This is a genomic window from Leisingera daeponensis DSM 23529 (assembly GCF_000473145.1).
Taxonomy (GTDB): Bacteria; Pseudomonadota; Alphaproteobacteria; order Rhodobacterales; family Rhodobacteraceae; genus Leisingera; species Leisingera daeponensis.
Map to the genome: position 1 here is coordinate 189,579 of NZ_KI421500.1, position 19,530 is coordinate 209,108.

Sequence of the window (19,530 nt, forward strand, 5' to 3'; positions counted from 1 at the left end):
CGTCGCGACAAGACCCCGCCGGGCGGGCGGGGTCAATGGCAATTGCTTTGTTATCTATCGAACAGTTTGCGGTTCAGGCAATGCGCGGGCGGCGGCTGCGGCTGAGGAGGAGGCCGCCAAGGATCAGCGCCAGCGCGGCAAACAACTGCGGCGGCAGGGTTTCGCCCAAAAGGGCTGCGCCGAAGATCACCGACCAGACCGGCACCTGGTAGTTCACGGTGGACAGGAACGCCGGGCCTGCGCTGCGGGCGACCTGCACCAGCAGCACCTGGGCCAGGGCAGTTGGCAAGAGGCCAAGGTAGATGACGGCGGCGAGCGGCAGGGCAGCGGGCAGCTCAGGCACGCCTTCAGCCCAGAGCGCGGCGGGGGTCATCATGGCAGCTCCGCACAGCAGTGCTGCGGCAGAGAGCGACAGCATGTTCACCTGCGGGCAGAGGCGGGTGATGATCGAGCCGATGGCATAACACAGCGACGCGCCCAGGCAGGCCAGGCGGGCGAGCGATTCAAAATCCGTCCCGGCAGAGCGGAAGGCGTCGAGCCCGATCAGCACCACCACGCCGGCAAAGCCAATGAGGAAGCTGATGGTGCGGCGCAGGGTCATATGCTCGCCCGGCACCAGAAGATGCGCCAGCGGCAGCACAAACAGCGGCACCACCGCCATGCAGACCCCGGCAAAGCCGCTGGCGACATAAGTTTGTCCCCAGCTGAGCAGAGTGAAGGGCAGGGCGTTCGTGAAGAACCCCATCCCGGCGGCGCAGGCCCAGATGATCCGGCCCTCTCGCGCGCGCAGCGACGGAAGGCCGACGCCCATGGCATAGACGACGGCCAGCAGGCAGATCGCGCCGATCAAGATGCGGAGCGCGGCGATGGTCATCGGGGGAAAGCCCCGCAGCGCCAGTGACACCGCCATGAAGGAAGCACCCCAGATCACGCCGAGGAACAGCAGCTTGGCCCAATTGGCGGCACCGGGGGAATGGTTCATCTTTGTCTCCTGTATCGCCCGGCTGCACACCCGCTCAGGGTCCGGCGCTGCCCTTGGCGCATCACATGAAGTTCTCCGCATTCGGGCATATTGTTCAACGAAATTAAGATTGCGCGAATAGGAGTGCTGACGAAAAAGGGCGCCCCGAAATCGGAGCGCCCTGCAGAGGTAAGGTCAGCGGAGGGTTCCGCGGGCGCCTTAGTTCTTCTCTTTGTCGACCATCTTGCCGGCCGAGATCCACGGCATCATGCCGCGCAGCTTGGCGCCGGTTTCCTCGATCAGGTGCTCGTCGTTGGCACGGCGGGAGGCCTTCAGGGTGGGCTGGCCAACCTGGTTCTCCAGCATGAAGTCGCGGACGAAGCGGCCGGACTGGATGTCCTGCAGAACCTCTTTCATGCGCGCCTTGGTCTCGTCGTACTTCAGGATGCGCGGGCCGGTGACGTACTGGCCGTACTCGGCAGTGTTGGAGATCGAGTAGTCCATGTTGGCGATGCCGCCTTCATAGATCAGGTCAACGATCAGCTTCACTTCGTGCAGACACTCGAAATAGGCCATTTCCGGGGCATAGCCGGCCTCGACCAGGGTCTCGAAACCGCAGCGGATCAGTTCAACCAGGCCGCCGCAGAGAACGGCCTGCTCGCCGAACAGGTCGGTTTCGCATTCTTCGCGGAAGTTGGTTTCGATGATGCCGGAGCGGCCGCCGCCGATGGCGGAGCAGTAGGACAGGCCGGTTTCCAGCGCCTTGCCGGTGGCGTCGGTGTGAACCGCGACCAGGCAGGGCACGCCGCCGCCTTTGGTGTATTCGCCGCGCACGGTGTGGCCCGGGCCCTTGGGCGCCATCATGATGACGTCAACGCCTTCTTTCGGCTCGATCAGGCCGAAGTGGACGTTCAGGCCGTGGGCGAACGCGATGGCTGCGCCCGGACGGATGTTGTCGTGGACGTATTTCTTGTAGGTCTCTGCCTGCAGTTCGTCGGGCATGGTGAACATGATCACGTCGCACCAGGCCGCTGCTTCTGCGATGCCCATGACCTGCAGGCCTTCGCCTTCGGCTTTCTTGGCCGAGGGGGAGCCTTCGCGCAGGGCAACGACAAGGTTCTTGGCGCCAGAGTCGCGCAGGTTCAGCGCGTGGGCGTGGCCTTGGGAGCCATAGCCCAGGATAGCCACTTTCTTGTCTTTGATGAGGTTCACATCGCAATCGCGGTCGTAATAAACGCGCATGATCCACGTCCTTTCGTTTGGTGTTTGAAGGTATCATAGGCAAGCGGGCAGGGAATGCGATTGCAGTCATGCATGATTTTCACGCCTTCTTTGCAGTAGTCATTCGTCAATTTGGCTGTTAGTGACAATATCATGCTTGATGACCTCGACCGGCGCATTCTGCGCTACATGCAAAGCGAGCCGGAGCAATCGATTCCGGATTTGGCCGACCGGCTGGGCATGACCGCCTCGCGGCTGTCGCGGCGGCTGGAGAAGCTGCGCGAGGGCGGCGTGATCCTGGGCCAGCGGGCGGTGATCAACTGGCGGGCCTTGGGCTACGCGGTGGAGGTCTCGCTGCGGGTGACGCTGGACAAGACAAATCCGCGCGCCTTTGATGAGTTCATTGCCGCAGCCCGTGACATCCCGGAGGTGCTGGAGATCCAGACCTTCTTGGGCCAGGTCGACGTGCGGCTTTCGGTGATCGCGCGGGATATGCCGCATTACCAGCAGATCTACCGCGCAGGCATCCTGACGCTGCCGCACATCGCCGATATCGAGGCGCTGATGCATGTGGCGCGGATCAAGTCGGACGAGGTGCTGCCGGTATGAGCGCTTTGGATGCACTCGATTTTGCCCTGCTGCGCGCCTTGTCGGAGGATGCGGCCCTTTCGGCGGGCGCGCTGGGGCGGCAACTGGGTCTCAGCCAGCCCGCAACCTGGCGGCGGATCAAGCGGCTGCAGGAGGAGGGGATCATCGCGGGCCGCAGGCTGGAACTCGACAAGGAGAAGCTTGGGTTCGGCGTCACTGTCTTTCTGGGCGTGAAGCTGGCGACCAAAGGCCGGGTCTCTCTGGAGGATTTCGAACGCGCGGTCTCAGCCATCCCTGAAGTGCAGACGGTGGAGCATGTTCTGGGAATGTATGATTACCGGCTGCGGGTGACGGCGCGGGACATTTCCGACTTTGAACGCGTGCTGCGGCGGCGGGTGATGACCCTGCCGGGCGTCGGCAATGTGGAGGCCAATGTCCTCTTGAGCGAGGAGCGGCGGCCGGGGCCGCTGGGCTGACGCCGCCCTTTTGTTGCCGGTCCGGAACCCGCGTGGCGCAAATGCGGGGGCTTCCTGTCGTGCCTGGGCTGTCTTTTTGCCAGTCCGGCGTCAATATCCCCCTTCGGGGAACGGCGGTTCCGATGTATGCCAAGTCAGGGTTTGCCAAAGCCCGCAGCACCGGCTAGCCGTTTCATGAAATATTTCAGGGAGGCCGCAATGGCATTGCTCGATACCGTCGACCCGCAGGGTCTGGATGAATTCTCGGTGGTGTTCACCGACCGCTCGCTCAATCACATGTCCAAGACCTTCCAGCAGGTGATGCTGGACATCAACGCGATGCTGAAAGAGGTCTATAACGCCGAAGCCGTGGTTCTGGTGCCCGGCGGCGGCACCTATGCGATGGAGGCGGTGGCGCGCCAGTTCGTCCGTGATGCGAAGGCGCTGGTGGTGCGCAATGGCTGGTTCTCCTACCGCTGGAGCCAGATTTTCGAGGCGGGCGGCTTTACCGCGTCCTCGACCGTGATGAAGGCGCGCCGCACCGGCAATGAGAGTGCTTCGCCGTTTGAGCCTGCGCCGATTTCAGATGTGGTGGCCGCGATCAAGGAGCAGAAGCCGGACATCGTCTTTGCCCCGCATGTGGAAACCGCCGCAGGGGTGATTCTGCCGGACGATTACGTCACCGCGATGGCGGCGGCCGCGCATGAGGTTGGCGCGCTGATGGTGCTGGACTGCATCGCATCGGGCTGCGCCTGGGTCGACATGAAGGCGACCGGCGTCGATGTGCTGATCTCCGCCCCGCAAAAGGGCTGGAGCGCCTCGCCCTCCGCCGGTCTGGTGATGCTGTCAGTCCGCGCGCTGGCACGGCTGGAGGAGACCGCGTCGGACAGCTTTGCGCTGAACCTGAAACAGTGGCGCGCCATCATGAAGGCCTATGAGGACGGCGGCCATGCCTATCACGCCACCATGCCGACCGATGCGCTGCGCGCCTTCCGCGACACCATGCTGGAAACCAAAGAATACGGCTTTGAACGTCTGCGCGAGGCGCAGTGGAAGCTGGGCAACGGCGTGCGGATGATGCTGAAGGACAAGGGCATCACCTCGGTTGCCGCCGACGGCTTTGGCGCGCCGGGTGTGGTGGTGAGCTATACCAGCGACCCGGAGGTTCAGAACGGCAAGAAGTTTTTGGCGCTAGGCACCCAGATCGCCGCAGGCGTACCGCTGCAATGCGATGAGCCCGCCGATTTCCGGACCTTCCGCCTGGGCCTGTTCGGCCTCGACAAACTCTATGATGTGGACGCCACTCTGGCGCGGCTGAAGACGGTCGTGGATCAGGTGCTGTAAACGCGCCGGCGTTTCATCTTTCGAAAAATACTCCCGCCGGAGGCAGCGGCTTTCCACCAGGAAAGCCGCTTTTTCTTTACTTCACTCCCAGCCCCATCTGCATCAGCGTCTTGCGCACTGGTGCCAGCGAATACAGCGCGTTGAGGCCGAAGGCGCGCAGGTCGCGCAACGGGCGCGGGGCCAGCATCGAGGTCCGGTTCAACAGGTCGATGCCCTTCACCCGCAGCAGGATCTCGTTGTGACGGGCCTTGTGGTAGGCCGCCAGCATCTGCGCATCGCCCAGGCCTTCGGGCCGGGCCTCGGCCAGTTCCAGCAGGCTGCGGAGATCGCCCAGGGACATGTTGAGGCCTTGCGCGCCGATCGGCGGCACCACATGGGCGGCCTCGGCCATCAGCGCCAGCCGTTCGCCGTTCAGCCGTTCCGCCGACTGGCTGATGATCGGCCAGATGGTGCGGCGCGACGCCAGTTTCAGATCGCCGAACAATCCGCAGCTGCGCTCTGTCATCGCGGCCTCGAAGGCTGCGGGGTCCAGGTTCAACAGCTCCTGCGCGCGCGGCCCGCGCTCCATCCAGACAATGGCCGAGGACGGCTGCCCCTGGTAGTCGGGCAGCGGCACCAGGGTGAAGGGGCCGCCGGAGCGGTGGATTTCGGTGGAGACATTCTCGTGCGGCACCGGGTGGGTGACGGCAAAGGCCAGCGCCTTTTGCCCGTAGCGGGTGGTCTTCACCGGTATGCCCGCCGTCTCGCGCATCGGCGAGTTGCGGCCGTCGCAGGCCACCACCAGTTTTGCGGCCGCCTGGCTGCCGTCGCTGAGGCTGACGCGCGCCTCGTTGGTGCGGGTGAACAGGCCCGTAGTGCCGGTGCCAAAGCGCAGGTCAACATTCGGCAGCTCCGCCAGCCGGGCAATCATCTCGCGCCGCAACAGCCAGTTCGGCAGGTTCCATCCGAAGGGCTGGTCGGAGATATCGGCGGCGTTGAAATCCTTGACCACCCGCGGTTCGGGCCGGGCGCCGCCCGCATCGACGATACGCATGATCTGCAACGGAGCGGCGTGCGCTTCCAGCCGCGCCCAGATGCCGCAGCGCACCAGCAGCGCTTGCGCGGGCTGCAGAAACGCGGTGGTGCGCAGATCGGATCCTTCGGCGTCGCGCTCGGTCACTGGCGGGGCGGGGTCCGCGCAGATGACGCTGAAGCCGCTGGAGGCAAAAGCGGCGGCTGCGGTCAGTCCCGCAATGCCGCCGCCGGAAATCAGGATATCGCAGGTATCGGCCATCTCGTCAGCCCTCCGTTCTGTGGCCAGAAATAGGCTCGGACGGCGGGGGAAGACAAGCCGATACCGGCAGATAGGGCGCTTAGCCGCGGGTGATGGTGATCAGCAGGGTGAACATCACCGGCACCATCGCCAGCGCCGGGAGGTACAGCCCCGGAATGCCGAACAGCAGGATCGCGCAGCCCCACAGGCTGACGAAGGTCGCGATGGCATAATAGAGGTTTTCTGCCGGGCCGTAGGCCACCTCCTTGATCATCCGTCCCAACAGCGGCACGGCAAACAGGATTCGCTGCCACAGGGTCAGTTGTGCGGGAAGGGCATATGCGCTCATCGGTCAGGCTCCTACGTTTGGGTACGCGGCGCATATAGGGACGAAAACATGCGGCAAACAGGTATATTTTGCCGCAGGTGCGAAGATTCGCCGGTATGCGATTGTGCACATGCAGAAATGGGGCATCGCCCCCCTGCACGGGCCGCCGTAAGCGCCGGAAAATCAGATCAGCCGTGCCAGGAAACCGGCCAGATCATGGGAATGATGATGGATGTGCGCGGCGTCCACGGGCTCTGGCGCCACATGCACCGTGCGCATGCCCATCTCATGCGGTGCGGCGAGATTGCGCGCGTCATCCTCGAACATTGCCGCCTGCTGCGGGGCGATGCCCGCGCGGGCAAATACCCTGTCAAAGGCGCGCCGCTCCGGTTTCGGATGGTAGTCCGCGTGCTCGACGCCAAAGACGCCGTCAAACAGCCCCGACAGCCCGCGTGCGGCCAGCACCCGCTCGGCATAGGGGGCGGAGCCGTTGGTGTAGACGATCTTCTTGCCCGGCAGGTTGCGGATGCCTGCGGCCAGGTCTGCATCCTCCTCCAGGTGGTCCATCGAGATGTCATGCACCGCCACAAGATAGGGTTCCGGATCCAGATCATGCTCGCGCATGAGGCCCGCAAGCGTGGTGCCGTGCTCGCGCCAGTAGTGGCTGCGCAGGCGGTCGGCCTCGGCCCGGTCCACCCTGAGGGCGTCCATCACATAGGCTGTCATCTTGACCTCGATCTGGTCGAACAGCCGCGCGGACGGGGGGTACAGGGTGTTGTCGAGGTCGAACACCCATTGCGAGACATGGGAAAAGGCGTGTTTGGGCATGCCGCCGGATTAGGGCGCGATGGCCGCGATTGCAATCAAAAGCGCATTTTGCCTGCGGGTTTTCAGCACATTGGCGCCATCAGGGTTGATTGCTGCCCCTTGGCCTGTAGAGATTGGCGGACCGGAAAAAAACAGGAACGACAATGAACCAGAGCCGCAGCAACCAGAAAGACGCCTATGCGCTGATCCTCGAAGCGATCGACTCAGGGGTCTACAAACCGGGCGACCGGCTGGTGGAGAGCGACCTGGCCGAGCGCTTTGGCGTTTCGCGCACTCCGATCCGAGAGGCGCTGCAGCGGCTGGAGACGCAATCGCTGCTGGAGCGTGACGGGCGGTCGCTGATCGTGGCCTCGCTGGACCACAACCAGATGGCGGAGCTTTATGTGGTGCGGCGCGAGCTGGAAGGGCTGGCGGCGCGGCTGGCGGCGCGCCATGCCACCGAGGAAGAGATCCGTGTCCTGCAGGAGATGGTCGAGGCGGATGACCAGCTTGTCGGTGATCCGGCGGCGCTGTCCAAGGCCAACCGCCGGTTTCATGAGCAGATCCATCTGGCCTCGCACAACCGGTATCTGGTGCAGCAGCTGGACCTGGTGCATCGGACCATGGCGCTGATGGCGACCACCTCGCTGGCAGCGGAAGGGCGCAGCGAGATAGCCCAGTGCGAGCATAAGGGGATCGTCGATGCGATCAGCCGCCGCGACGAGGATGCCGCGGGCCAGGCGCTGAAGGATCACATCTCCATTGCCTTCATGACCCGTTTAAAACAGGACGCCAAGGGGCGGAGCTGAACCGTCCGAGCCGGGATTTGCGGCGCGGTTTGGCACCGGGTTTGGCGTTGGGTTTGACGCCGTGGGCGGTCTTGTCCCAGAAGAAGGGGCGGGCCACCAGCTCATAAGCCGCCTTGGCAGCGGCGAGGGCGCCCATCGGGAAATACAGGACCATCACGGGCGCCCAGGCCGCCAGCCAGGGGCGGCCCATGTCCCGGGCAGCGGTGATGCAGATAAGCACGCCCAGCAGTTCGAAAAACACCAGCGCAGCCGCCGCCAGCGGCAGCAGCAGCGGCGGCGCCACGCTTTGGCTGGGATGCGGCAGGCCCAGGGCAATCAGCCAGAACGACCACAAAAGCGGCGCAAACAGGAATTGCCCCAGGGTGCCCAGAAAGAACGCCTGAAACCCCAGGAAGCGTTTCCAGCCGAGATCGCCCAGCAGCCGCAGCGGCTGGCGCATGTGCACCAGGTAGGTGAGCATGAACCCCTTCAGCCAGCGCGAGCGCTGCTTGACCCAGGGCCAGGGGCGGCAGTTGGCCTCCTCATAGGTGGTGCTGGGCAGCATTTCGGTGCGGTAGCCGGCGCGGTAGAGGCGGACGCCCAGGTCGGCGTCCTCAGTCACGTTGTGGGCGTCCCAGCCGCCCAGCTCTTCCAGCACATGGCGGCGGACAAACATGGTGGTGCCGCCCAGCGGCATCACCAGACCAAGCCGGGACATACCCTGCAGGACGATGCGGAACCAGCTGCCGTATTCGAGCGTGAAGCAGCGCGAGATCCAGTTGGTGCGCGGGTTGTAATAGTCGAGAACTCCCTGGACGCAGGCGGTCTTGCTGTCCGCACGGGCAAAGGCTTGCGCCACCTTGGCCAGCTGGTCCGCCTCCGGCGCGTCTTCGGCGTCCCAGACGCCGATGATGGCGCCGCGGCAAAAGTTCAGCGCGTAGTTCATCGCCCGCGGCTTGGTGGTCAGCCCGCCGAAGGCCGGGACCTCCACTACCCGGATCCAGGGCGGCAGTCGGGTGTTTTCCAGCGCGGCACGGGTGACGCTGTCCTGTTCCTCCAGCACCAGGATCACGTCGGTCAACGCCCGGGGATAGCTGAGCTTGCGGATGCGCGTCAGCAGGGCGCGGCTGATCTCGGCCTCCTTGTAGAGCGGGACCATGACCGAAATGACTGGCAGGTCCGGCCCCTGCTGCGGGCGCGGGGCAGGCAGCAGAGGCGGGGTGGCGGGGCGCCTGCAGCGGGCGTGGGCGGACCAATAGGCCGCCAGCCCGCAGGCCTTCAGCGCCGTGAAGAGCAGCACCGACGCAAGCGCCAGCAGGCTGAAGACGGTAAACAGCGCCGCCGGTGCAGTGCAGCACAGGTACAGGGCGGGCAGGGCGCAGGCGGCTGCCACGGCGCGGCCCCGGGCAGGCTGCAGGGTGCGGCAGCTGAGCTGCGGCACCACGCTGCTGCTGGCCTCGCGCACCAGGGCGGGGCTGAAATGGCTGGTGAGCAGGGCGGTGATCTGCGCCTCGCCCGCCAGCACCGGCGTGATGCTCCCGAAGCTGTCCTGCAACTCGTGCTGCAGCGCCTCGAACCGGTCCGGGTGAGCAATGGCAACGGTGACGGTCTTGCCCAACTGCAGCCAGGGCAGGGCGCAATGGCGCAGCCAGAATTGGGCGGGTTTGCGGGCCAGCAGCCGGGTGTTGGCAATCTGGCCGGCCAGATCGGCGCGGGGCATCCGGTACTGCCGCGCCAGCGTTTCCTGAACCTGCTCCTCGCTGGCCAGCCCTTCGGCCACCAGCACCCGTCCCAGCGCTGCCTTCTGGTGCTGGCGCAGCACCAGCGCGCGCATCATGCCGGCGCCATCCAGCGGCTGCTGCGGGCCCGGGAAAGGCTGCTCCGCAGGCTGCGGCAGCCAGACCTGCCGCAGCGGTTGTGACACATAACCCATCGCCTGCCCGCACCAGTAAACCCGTCAGGCCCTCAGGCTGGCGGCGGCGGCTTAAAAAACGGTAAACGCGGCGTTAACCATGCCGGCCGGCGGCATGGTTAACAGCTTTTTTACGCAGATTTGCGCTCGGCCATCGCTTCGGCAAAGCGTTCGAACAGGTAGTAGCTGTCCTGCGGGCCGGGGCTGGCTTCGGGGTGGTGCTGCACCGAATACACCGGGCGGCCGGATACCCGGATGCCGCAGTTGGAGCCGTCAAACAGCGACACATGGGTTTCTTCCACGCCTTCGGGCAGGGTCTGCGCGTCCACCGCAAAGCCATGGTTCATCGAGGTGATCTCGACCTTGCCGGTGGAATGCTCCTTGACCGGATGGTTGGCGCCGTGGTGGCCGTGGTTCATCTTGACGGTTTTTGCCCCCAGTGCCAGCGCCAGCATCTGGTGGCCCAGACAGATACCGAAGACCGGCAGGTCCGCTTTCAGCACGTCCTGGATCATCGGCACCGCGTATTCGCCAGTGGCGGCCGGGTCTCCCGGGCCGTTGGACAGGAACACGCCGTCGGGGTTGTGGGCCAGCACCTCTTCCGCGGTGGCGGTGGCGGGCAGCACGGTCACGTCGCAGCCGGCGCTGGCGAGGCAGCGCAGAATGTTGCGCTTGGCACCGTAGTCGATGGCGACAACCTTGTGCTGAGGGTTTTCCTGGCGGGCGTAGCCGTCAGGCCAGGCCCAGCGCATCTCGTCCCAGCGGTAGCTTTGGGCGCAGGTCACGTCTTTGGCCAAGTCCAGACCCACCAGGCCGGACCAGCCGCGCGCCTTGGCGACCAGCGCCTCGACGTCGAAGTTGCCCTCAGGGTCATGCGCCAGCGCCACATGCGGCGCGCCCTGCTGGCGGATCGCGCGGGTCAGGCGGCGGGTGTCGACGCCGCCGATGGCGATACGGCCGGTGCGGGTGAGCCAGTCCTTCAGCTCCTCGGTGGCGCGCCAGTTGGAGGCCAGCGTGGGGTCCCATTTCACCACCATGCCGGCGGCAACCGGATCGGCGGTCTCGTCATCCTCCGGGGTCACGCCGGTGTTGCCGATGTGGGGGAAGGTGAAGGTGACGATCTGACCCGCATAGGAGGGGTCGGTCATGATCTCCTGATAGCCGGTCATCGCGGTGTTGAAGCAGAGCTCGGCCACGGTTTCGCCGGTGGCGCCGAAGCCGGTGCCGTAAAAGACGGTGCCATCAGCGAGCGCCAGGCATGCGGTGGGCTTGGACGGGGCAGAAGCGGCCATTGCGCGAGTCTCCATGCGGGTTAAATTCATGGGCTTGTAAGGGGGGCGCGGCAGCGGGTCAACCCGGCAAGGGGCGGGCAGGCTGACGCGGGGTCCGGAATGGAAAATTTACTGTAAACTTGCACAGCGGCGGCAGAATGGATAACCATCGGTGTCCGGCAACCATGGGGATGCTTTTGAATATGGATACGCGCACGCGGGTCAATCAGGCCCTGAAGCAGGCGATGAAAGACAAGGCCGCCGACCGGCTGGCCACGCTGCGGCTGATCAATGCGGCCATCAAGGACCGCGAGATTGCGGCCCGCGCCGATGGCGAGGAAAGCAGCATCGGCGATGAGGAAATTCTGGCCATCCTGGGCAAGATGACCAAGCAGCGCAAGGAAAGCGCCCGCGCCTACGAGGAAGGCGGGCGGCTGGATCTGGCGGAACGGGAACTGGGCGAGATCGCCGTCATCGAGGAATTCCTGCCGCAGCAGCTAAGCGAAGAGGAAGCCGCGGATGCGGTGAAGGCCGCGGTGGCTGAAACCGGCGCCGAATCGATTCGCGACATGGGCAAGGTGATGGCCGCGCTGAAGGCGAAATACACCGGCCAGATGGATTTCGGCAAAGCCGGCCCGATGGTCAAGGACCGGCTCTGCAGCAAGGGCGGCTGCTGACCGGGCGGGCGCGCTGGCGCGCGCTGCCTCCGGCGGGAGTATTTCGGGAAAGATAAAGAGAGCTGGCCCGCATCGCGGGCCCTTTCTTTTGCGGCTCAGCGGGTGAAGGCGGATTTGAGGTCGCCGTAAAGCGCGACCCGCTCCTCCTCTGACAGGAAGGCGCCTATCTCCACCTCGCGGCCGCAGCCGTGCAGGGTGACATAATGCGGCACCGGGCCGTCGCGGTCGTGCATCTCGACCCGCGCCCAATGGCGGTTGCAGTGCCAGCTTTGCCGTCTGCCGTCCGGGTTGATCCGCTCCAGATGCGCGTCCTGCGGGCCGATGGTCAGCACCTCCAGGATCTGGTGGTCGCGGCGGCTGCGGTCCAGCGCCCATTTCATGCCGAACAGTGCAAGCATCAGAAACGGCAGCAGCCCCCATAGAAGGACAGAGCCCAGCACCGGGATCAGCGGCACGCAGATCAGCGCGGCGGTGAGGGCGAGGAACCGGGCATAGCCCTGCGGCGGCAGCGACTGATGCGGCCAGAGGTGCAGCTCGCGTTCGGCACCGGTTTGCGGTCGGGTCCAGTTGTAAGGCATCGGGCAGTGTCTACTGTGAGGTGAGCTTCTTTTCTTAATGATGTGGCGGAAAGTCCGGATTTCCAACGCCATGATACCGTGGGCGGGTGTCAGGAAAAAGGCCCCGGAGCGGATGCTCCGGGGCCTTTTCTGATGTCAGTGCTTCACGCCGCTTAGTGCGAGTGCGAGCGGTCCCAGTCTTCCTGCTTGGGCAGGATTTCAAAGGTGTGCTCCGGCGGCGGGGAGGGCAGGGTCCACTCCAGCGTGTCCGCGTATTCGTTCCAGTAGTTGTTCTGGGTGACGCGGGCGCCGCGCAGCAGCGAATAGATCACCACGCCGAAGAACAGCAGGAACGATGCAAAGGACAGGAACGCACCGTAGGAGGAGATCTTGTTCCAGTAGGCAAAGCCCTCCGGATAGTCGATGTACCGGCGCGGCATACCCTGACGGCCCAGGAAGTGCTGCGGGAAGAAGGTCAGGTTGGCGCCGATGAAGAACATCCAGAAGTGGATCTGGGCGCCCAGCTCGTTGTACTGGCGGCCGGTCATCTTGCCGAAGTAGAAGTAGACGCCTGCGAAGATCGCGAACACCGCACCCAGCGACATCACGTAGTGGAAGTGCGCAACCACATAGTAGGTGTCGTGATAGGCGCGGTCGACAGCCGCCTGCGACAGCACCACGCCGGTCACACCGCCGACGGTGAACAGGAACAGGAAGCCAAAGGCGAACATCATCGGCGCCTTGAACTCGATGGAGCCGCCCCACATGGTGGCGATCCAGGAGAACACCTTAACGCCCGTGGGCACCGCGATCACCATGGTGGCCAGCATGAAGTAGGCCTGCTGGTTCAGCGACATGCCGACGGTGTACATGTGGTGCGCCCACACGACAAAGCCGAGGACGCCAATGGCGATGATCGCCCAGACCATCGGCAGGTAGCCGAAGACCGGCTTGCGGGCGAAAGTGGCGATGACGTGGGAGATGATGCCGAAGCCCGGCAGGATCACGATGTACACTTCCGGGTGGCCGAAGAACCACAGGATGTGCTGGTACAGGATCGGGTCGCCGCCGCCTGCCGCGTCAAAGAACGTGAAGCCGAAGTTGCGGTCCATCAGCAGCATGGTGATGGCGCCTGCCAGAACCGGCAGGGACAGCAGGATCAGCCAGGCGGTGACGAAGATCGACCAGCTGAACAGCGGCACCTTGAACAGGGTCATGCCCGGGGCGCGCATGTTCAGGAAGGTGGTGATCATGTTGATCGCACCCAGGATCGACGACGCGCCCGAGACGTGAACCGCAAAGATTGCCAGGTCCATCGAGTAGCCGCCCTCGTTCACCGACAGCGGCGGGTACAGAACCCAGCCCACGCCGGAGCCCAGCTGGTCATTGCCGCCCGGGGAGACAACCGAGAGAACCGCCAGAGAGGTGCCTGCGACATACATCCAGAAGCTGAGGTTGTTCATGCGCGGGAACGCCATGTCCGGCGCGCCGATCTGCAGCGGCATGAAATAGTTGCCGAACCCGCCGAACAGCGCCGGGATCACCACGAAGAACATCATCAGGATGCCGTGCGCGGTGATCATCACGTTCCAGAGATGGCCGTTCGGGGTGCATTCCGCGGAGGCGTCGGCAAACATGCGCGCACCCTCCAGGCACATGTACTGAACGCCGGGGTCCATCAGCTCCAGCCGCATGTAGACGGTGAAGATGACGGAGATGAGACCTGCGATCGCCGAAACGATCAGGTAAAGAATGCCGATATCCTTATGGTTCGTGCTCATGAACCAGCGGGTGAAAAAGCTCCGCTCGTCCTCGTGGCCGTGACCATGAATGGCTGCGTCTGCCATTTAGGTGCCTCCTGCTGCATAACGAAAGGCCCCCGGAGACGGACTCCGGGCGGCCTGGATTCCTTCGGAGTATTAGAATGGCCCGCCGTGGCCTTCAATGGCGGAGTTTGATCTGGATCAAGATTTATTGCCGCAGGGCCTTGAAACCGAAGGCTGTGTTCCGGACCGGCGGCGCTTGACCTGGCGTTCGGGCGCGCGCACAACCGGGAAAAGCCATTATGGAGGACAGGCGCATGCCCGCATATGATCCCGACAACATCTTTGCCAAGCTCCTGCGAGGCGAAATCCCTTCAACTCGCGTCTATGAAGATGACGAGACGCTGGCCTTCATGGATATCATGCCGCGGGCGGACGGGCATCTGCTGGTGATTCCGAAAACCCCCTGCCGCAACCTGCTGGATGCCAGCCCGGAGCAGATGGCAGCGGTGATGCAGACGGTGCAGAAGCTGTCCCATGCGGTGATCAAGGGGCTGGACGCAGATGGCGTCACCGTGCAGCAGTTCAACGAGGCGGCCGGCGGGCAGGAGGTCTTTCACCTGCATATGCATGTGCTGCCGCGCAAGGAGGGCGACCGGCTGCGCCCGCCCGGGCAGATGGGCGACATGGACCAAATTCAGGCCCTGGCGGAAAAGATCCGCGCGGCCCTTGGCCGGGACTGACGGCTGCCGCCCGCGCAGCGCCATGGGGACGCCGCCGGGTCAGGCGGCGTTTTCACTGTGAATTATTGGTGAAATCTTCCGCGGCAGCGGGCATTTGAATTAAATGTTGAATTTCAGTTGAATTTGATCATACCTGTTTCTCAAATTGGTTGTAAGTCAGAGAGGGCGCACGCGCCCAAGCGTATAGGGCCCCTGGAATTGGGGTGGTCCGGCACCAATTGGCTGCTCTGTCAGGGGCGCAAATGCCGGGTTTTCATTTATGACAGGCTGAATGCCTGAACCGTGCGGGCCGTTGCGCCCGCACGCTGTCCTATGCTTGCGGCGCGCGCGGTCTCTTTGGCCCGGATAGCAGTATTGGAGGGGCGCCGTGACGCTCTTGTACCGCGCGCAGGCCTTGTCCCAGGAGCAGGTCGCCGCCGCAATTTACGAGACCATGATCCGGCCGGAGCAGTTCGACCGGTTTTTCACCGGGCCGACGGCGGCAGGCGAGGCCGCCGCGGGCAGCCAGATGCCGCAGCGCCCGCGGGGGGCGCCGGTGCTGCGGGCGCATTTTGCCCGCGCCGCGGAGATCCAGGAACAGCAATGGGAGCAGGCCGGGCGGCCGCACCCCGGCAGCTATTGCGGTATGGGGAGCCGGTTCTGGCTGCTAGCCGGGACCGGGACCGGAACCGGCGGCAGGCTGCTTAATGCATCGCAGCGGGCGGCGGGGCAAATCGAGGGCCGCGGCAGTCTCGCCGCAGCTATGGGGCTTACCCGGGCGGCTGCCGGCCGCTGGCATACCTTTCTGAAGCAGGTGCGCCAGGGGGCATTCTCGTGGCAGGACGTTCTGGTGTTGCGAACCCGCCGTCCCGGTGAGCGGTTTCTGTGCCGCCCGGTCCGGCTGGACGCCGCAGGCGGCGCGGCGGCCGTGATGGCAGAGCTTCTGGAGTGGGAATGGAACGGCGAAGCCGCGGGCCAGGTCGCGGCGGCCTTTGGCCTGCAAAAAGCTGACCTCAGGCCGCTGAAAGCGGTGCTGAGCGGCCCCGGCGGCAGGGTGGCGGGGGGGCTGCAGCAGGCCGCCGCACGGGCCGGGGCGCCGGGCACGGCAGAGCTGATCCGGCTGACCGCCTTCCTGATGGCCGAACACACCCGGGATCTGAAGATTGCGCGCGGAGAGCTGCTGCCGCCTGCGGAGGAGTTCGAGGACACGAGCGGGCTGCGCTGCCAGTATTTCCGGCTGGGGTCGGAAACCGGCCAGCCCGTGGTCTTCGTGCACGGGCTGCTGGACGGCATCGCGCCGCTGCAGCGGCTGCAGCCGCAACTGCGGATGCTTGGGTTCCGGGTCTATGCGCCGATGCGGGCCGGCTACGGCGGCTCGGCGCCGCTGCCGCGCGGGCAGGATCCGGCGGACGCCTTCGTGCGGCAGCTGGAGGGGCTGATGCACCGCGAAAACCTGCAGCGCCCGGTGCTGCTGAGCCATCGCGGCGGCGTGCTCTACGGCTGCCGCGCCGCCAACCGCCTGCACCGGCGGATCGCCGGGCTGGTGGCGGTGGCTCCGAATTGCTCCATCACCTCGACGCGGCAGTTTTCCGGGCTGCGGGGGTATGCCTGGCTTGTCGCCGTCTGCGCCGCGCGTGCCGGCTGGCTGCTGCCGCTGCTGATGAAGGGCTGGTCCGCGGCGCTGCGCTGGTACGGCCCCAAGGCGCTGTTGCGGTTCCAGACCGCCCGCGGCAGCCGCGAAAGAGCGCTGCTGCAAAAAATGGCTCTGCTGCCGCTGCTGCAGCAGAGCCAGGCGCTGTTCCTGCAACAGGGCGGGGCCGGGTTCCTGACGGATGTGCAGATGATGCGGCGGGGCGTCCCCAAGCTGCCGCTGCCGCGCGGGACGCGGGCGGTCTTCCTGCATGGCGGCGAGGATCACGTGGCGCCGCTGCGGGATGTGCGGGACGCGCTGAGCGGGCTTGGCGGCGCCCAGCTGTGTGTCAGCCAGGATGCGGGCGCACTGGTGTTCTACACTTTTCCGGAGCTGGTTCTGACAGCCTTGCAGGACTGCGCCGCAGCGGCACTGGACTCGTCTTAGTCTCCGAACACCTGCGCAAAGCTGCGCCTGAGGGCGACATCCACATCGGCCAGGGTGACCGGCAGGCCCAGGTCGACCAGGCTGGTGACCCCGTATTCTGTGATCCCGCAGGGCACGATGCCGGTGAAATGCTCCAGCTCCGGCTCGACGTTGATCGAGATGCCGTGAAAGCTCACCCATTTGCGCAGGCGGATGCCGATGGCCGCGATCTTGTCCTCTGCCATGCTGCCCGAGACGGTGCGCGGCTTGTCCGGGCGCTCGACCCAGACGCCGACCCGGCCGTCGCGGATGTGGCCCTTGATGTTGAACTCATCAAGCGCGGCGATGACCCAGCTCTCCAGCTGCTCCACGAACCGGCGCACGTCGTGGCCGCGCTGGCCGACGTTCAGCATCACATAGACCACCCGCTGCCCCGGCCCGTGATAGGTGTACTGGCCGCCGCGTTTGCTCTCATAGACGGGAAAACGGTCCGGATCGGTCAGATCTTCACGCTTGGCCGAGGTGCCGGCGGTGTAAAGCGGCGGATGTTCGACCAGCCAGATGCATTCTTCCGCCGTGCCCGCAGCAATCGCTGCCGCGCGCTCTTCCATGAAGGCAACCGCTTGATCATACTCAACAAGACCGTCTGCAGTGATCCACTCAACCATGGCCGAAACTGTCCTTTTCCATCCGTGCGCAAGGGGCAGGCCGGCAATTCGGCCGGAAAATTCCTAGGTGCAGGTGCTGCCTGTGGAGTATCCTGATTCCGTAACGAGTATCCATAGGGGGCGAGTATCATGTTTACCAAGCCGCTCAAGCCGGCCTTGGCGGCCGCATTCCTGGCAACCTCGGCCACGGGCCCTGCCATCGCGGACGAATTGGGCGCCGCAATTGTCGGGGGCGTCATTGGCGGCGTTATCGTCAATGAAATTCACAAGAACAAGCAGCGCCAGCGCACCACCACCAGGACCTACCGCCAGGCGCCGGTCTATTCCGCTGCGCGGGCTGAAAACCGCGAGACCCAGACAGCGCTCAACTATTTTGGCTTCAATGCCGGCTCCGCCGACGGGGTTCTGGGCCGGCGGTCGCGTGCGGCCATCACCGAGTATCAGATCCACATGGGCTATCCGGCCACCGGCCATCTGGCTCCGTATGAGCGCAACTTTCTTGTCAGTTCCTACAACCGCGCGCAGATCGGCGGCCCGCAGGTGATCAAGGCGATGCAGGGCCCGCAGGGGGTGCGCGGCCTGCTGCACGGCTGGCGCGATGAGGCGGCTGGACTGCGCACCGCCGGCAGCAGCTATGGCGGCAACACCTACGGCGGCCTGCCGCCGGAAGTCAGCCATGCGGTGGATGAGGTCGCCGCCAGCTCCGAACCCTCGGGCGAGCAGCTTCTGCAGCGCACCGGTTTCATGCAGCTGGCAGATCTGAACGGCGACGGCCGCAACGACTATGTGCTGGACACCTCGGTTTCCGGCAGCTCGTTCTGGTGCGGTGCTTCCAACTGTTCGGTGATGGTCTTTGCCTCGACCCCACAGGGGTACCAGCGCAACGACTTCCTGGCGCGCGGCGTGACGCCCGCCAGCTTCGCCTGCCACCAGGGCGCCTGCCGCATGGTGGATGCCGGCGCCGACTCCCCGGTGCAGGCCGTGCAGGAGACCCGCAGCACGGTGACCGCCGCTGCCGCGCAGCCAAGCGTGCCGCTGGGCGGGATCACCCTGTTTGACCAGCCCAAGGAAAGCGCCTCGCTCACCAGCTATTGCAGCAAGGTCAGCCTGCTGACCAGCTCCAACGGCGGCTTCATGACGGCTGCCAGCATGACCGACCCGGAACTGGCGCTGGGCGAGCAGTTCTGCCTGGCCCGGACCTATGCCATAAACGCAGGGGAGACGCAGGCCGGCAAGGTCAAGGGCGTGACCCAAGCGCAGATCGACAGCCAGTGCGATGCCTTCGGCCCGGCGGTGCAGCCGTTCCTGGCCAAACTTGGCACCGCAGGCAGCGGCGAGGTGATGGGGGATGTGCAGAAATTCGTGCTGCAATCCGGCATGTCGCTGGAGCAGCTGGCCAATACCGCCGGGATCTGCCTGTTCTCCGGCTACCGCCGCGATGACATGGACGTGGCGCTGGGCGCGGCATTGATCCTGACCGGCACCGGCAAGCGTCCCTATGCGGAGCTGATCGGCCACCACCTGGCGCTGGGCTTCGGCGCCCCGAATGCGGCCGAAAAGGCGCAGGAGTGGTACAGCATGGCGGTGATCTCGCTGGAAAGCGGCACCGCGCCGGTGTTCGCTCCCGGACAGCCCGGGCGTCCTGAACTGATCAAGGCGGCCTCGGCCAAGCTGGCGGGCGGCCGGGTGCAGCCGGTCCAGGCCTCCAGCGGCGCGGCGGCGCTGCCCTCTTTCTCCTCTGATTGAGGAAGGGGAGGCGCCCTGCCTTCGCAGCGCGAAAGGCCGGCAGCTGTGCCACTGGTGAATCATGGCCCGCTGCCGGCCTCTTGCAGCCGCCCGCCCGGAGAGGCGGGCCTGCGCCGCCAGGTGGCTGCGCCAGCCGCCTGACCGGCAGCGGGGCCTCGGAAAACAGCAAGGGCGGACCGGTTATACGTCTGTTTTCCAGCGCTTAGGCGGCGTTCGCGGCTGCGGCGAACAATCTGTGGCGAAAAGGCGATTTTCGTCTTCACATCGCTTCCGCGCTGGTCTATACGCCCCTACACCAAGCCTAAGACAGTGCGGTCGTGGCGGAATTGGTAGACGCGCAGCGTTGAGGTCGCTGTTCCTTAACCGGAGTGGAAGTTCGAGTCTTCTCGACCGCACCAACTTTTCAAGAAAAAT

At 65.1% G+C, this 19,530-nt stretch carries 18 protein-coding genes and 1 tRNA gene; 9 read left to right on the forward strand and 10 right to left on the reverse strand.

The features are described 5' to 3' along the window. Nucleotides 1-73: 73 nt before the first annotated feature. The gene (locus DAEP_RS0101245; RefSeq protein ID WP_027243396.1) at nucleotides 74-982 is read right to left on the reverse strand and encodes a DMT family transporter; all 909 of its coding nucleotides are present in this window, start codon (nucleotides 980-982) and stop codon (nucleotides 74-76) included. Nucleotides 983-1,180: 198 nt separating this feature from the next. Beyond that, nucleotides 1,181-2,203, reverse strand: coding sequence for a ketol-acid reductoisomerase (gene ilvC, locus DAEP_RS0101250; RefSeq protein WP_008555490.1), 1,023 nt, complete (start codon nucleotides 2,201-2,203; stop codon nucleotides 1,181-1,183). Nucleotides 2,204-2,335: 132 nt separating this feature from the next. On the opposite strand from ilvC, the gene DAEP_RS0101255 reads away from it, so the two are divergent. From DAEP_RS0101255 to DAEP_RS0101265, 3 genes are all read left to right on the forward strand, one after another. Next, nucleotides 2,336-2,791 (forward strand): Lrp/AsnC family transcriptional regulator, encoded by a 456-nt coding sequence (locus DAEP_RS0101255; RefSeq protein ID WP_027243397.1) that lies wholly within the window; start codon nucleotides 2,336-2,338, stop codon nucleotides 2,789-2,791. Continuing rightward, complete coding sequence (locus DAEP_RS0101260) at nucleotides 2,788-3,246, forward strand: Lrp/AsnC family transcriptional regulator (protein ID WP_008557658.1); 459 nt, start codon at nucleotides 2,788-2,790, stop codon at nucleotides 3,244-3,246. The genes DAEP_RS0101255 and DAEP_RS0101260 overlap by 4 nt, the downstream gene beginning before the upstream one ends. Before the next feature lie 198 nt (nucleotides 3,247-3,444). After that, on the forward strand, nucleotides 3,445-4,569 hold the full coding sequence (locus tag DAEP_RS0101265) for an aminotransferase class V-fold PLP-dependent enzyme (RefSeq protein WP_027243398.1): 1,125 nt from the start codon (nucleotides 3,445-3,447) through the stop codon (nucleotides 4,567-4,569). Nucleotides 4,570-4,645: 76 nt separating this feature from the next. On the opposite strand, the gene DAEP_RS0101270 is transcribed toward DAEP_RS0101265, so the two are convergent. From DAEP_RS0101270 to DAEP_RS0101280, 3 genes are all read right to left on the reverse strand, one after another. Further along, nucleotides 4,646-5,842: a UbiH/UbiF family hydroxylase gene (locus tag DAEP_RS0101270; RefSeq protein ID WP_027243399.1), complete on the reverse strand. Its 1,197-nt coding sequence runs from the start codon at nucleotides 5,840-5,842 to the stop codon at nucleotides 4,646-4,648. Nucleotides 5,843-5,921: 79 nt separating this feature from the next. After that, on the reverse strand, nucleotides 5,922-6,170 hold the full coding sequence (locus tag DAEP_RS0101275; protein WP_008555153.1) for a hypothetical protein: 249 nt from the start codon (nucleotides 6,168-6,170) through the stop codon (nucleotides 5,922-5,924). 162 nt (nucleotides 6,171-6,332) lie between these two features. Further along, on the reverse strand, nucleotides 6,333-6,977 hold the full coding sequence (locus tag DAEP_RS0101280) for a pyrimidine 5'-nucleotidase (protein ID WP_027243400.1): 645 nt from the start codon (nucleotides 6,975-6,977) through the stop codon (nucleotides 6,333-6,335). A gap of 143 nt (nucleotides 6,978-7,120) precedes the next feature. Between DAEP_RS0101280 and DAEP_RS0101285 the strand changes: the two genes are divergently transcribed. Further along, on the forward strand, nucleotides 7,121-7,765 hold the full coding sequence (locus DAEP_RS0101285; protein WP_027243401.1) for a GntR family transcriptional regulator: 645 nt from the start codon (nucleotides 7,121-7,123) through the stop codon (nucleotides 7,763-7,765). Here DAEP_RS0101285 and DAEP_RS0101290 read toward each other — a convergent pair. Continuing rightward, nucleotides 7,725-9,677 carry a glycosyltransferase gene (locus DAEP_RS0101290; protein ID WP_027243402.1) on the reverse strand — a complete coding sequence of 651 codons (1,953 nt, stop codon included), beginning with the start codon at nucleotides 9,675-9,677 and terminating at the stop codon, nucleotides 7,725-7,727. The two genes, DAEP_RS0101285 and DAEP_RS0101290, sit on opposite strands and share 41 nt — an antisense overlap. Before the next feature lie 110 nt (nucleotides 9,678-9,787). Next, nucleotides 9,788-10,948, reverse strand: a complete 1,161-nt coding sequence (carA, locus tag DAEP_RS0101295; protein WP_008556709.1) for a glutamine-hydrolyzing carbamoyl-phosphate synthase small subunit — start codon at nucleotides 10,946-10,948, stop codon at nucleotides 9,788-9,790. Nucleotides 10,949-11,130: 182 nt separating this feature from the next. Between carA and DAEP_RS0101300 the strand changes: the two genes are divergently transcribed. Beyond that, a complete protein-coding gene (locus DAEP_RS0101300) occupies nucleotides 11,131-11,604 on the forward strand; it encodes a GatB/YqeY domain-containing protein (protein ID WP_008554621.1) in 474 nt (157 codons plus the stop codon). 95 nt (nucleotides 11,605-11,699) lie between these two features. On the opposite strand, the gene DAEP_RS0101305 is transcribed toward DAEP_RS0101300, so the two are convergent. Next, nucleotides 11,700-12,182, reverse strand: a complete 483-nt coding sequence (locus DAEP_RS0101305) for a DUF2244 domain-containing protein (RefSeq protein WP_027243403.1) — start codon at nucleotides 12,180-12,182, stop codon at nucleotides 11,700-11,702. Between the two features lie 152 nt (nucleotides 12,183-12,334). Next, complete coding sequence (locus tag DAEP_RS0101310) at nucleotides 12,335-14,008, reverse strand: cytochrome c oxidase subunit I (protein WP_008555249.1); 1,674 nt, start codon at nucleotides 14,006-14,008, stop codon at nucleotides 12,335-12,337. Nucleotides 14,009-14,241: 233 nt separating this feature from the next. Between DAEP_RS0101310 and DAEP_RS0101315 the strand changes: the two genes are divergently transcribed. Both DAEP_RS0101315 and DAEP_RS0101320 read left to right on the forward strand, forming a co-directional pair. After that, complete coding sequence (locus DAEP_RS0101315) at nucleotides 14,242-14,667, forward strand: HIT family protein (protein WP_027243404.1); 426 nt, start codon at nucleotides 14,242-14,244, stop codon at nucleotides 14,665-14,667. 367 nt (nucleotides 14,668-15,034) lie between these two features. Next, a complete protein-coding gene (locus DAEP_RS0101320; RefSeq protein WP_027243405.1) occupies nucleotides 15,035-16,723 on the forward strand; it encodes an alpha/beta hydrolase in 1,689 nt (562 codons plus the stop codon). On the opposite strand, the gene lipB is transcribed toward DAEP_RS0101320, so the two are convergent. Continuing rightward, on the reverse strand, nucleotides 16,720-17,370 hold the full coding sequence (gene lipB / locus DAEP_RS0101325; RefSeq protein WP_027243406.1) for a lipoyl(octanoyl) transferase LipB: 651 nt from the start codon (nucleotides 17,368-17,370) through the stop codon (nucleotides 16,720-16,722). The genes DAEP_RS0101320 and lipB overlap by 4 nt on opposite strands. A gap of 129 nt (nucleotides 17,371-17,499) precedes the next feature. Between lipB and DAEP_RS0101330 the strand changes: the two genes are divergently transcribed. Both DAEP_RS0101330 and DAEP_RS0101335 read left to right on the forward strand, forming a co-directional pair. Then, nucleotides 17,500-19,116 carry a peptidoglycan-binding domain-containing protein gene (locus DAEP_RS0101330; protein ID WP_027243407.1) on the forward strand — a complete coding sequence of 539 codons (1,617 nt, stop codon included), beginning with the start codon at nucleotides 17,500-17,502 and terminating at the stop codon, nucleotides 19,114-19,116. Between the two features lie 311 nt (nucleotides 19,117-19,427). After that, nucleotides 19,428-19,514, forward strand: a tRNA-Leu gene (locus tag DAEP_RS0101335). Nucleotides 19,515-19,530 lie beyond the last annotated feature (16 nt).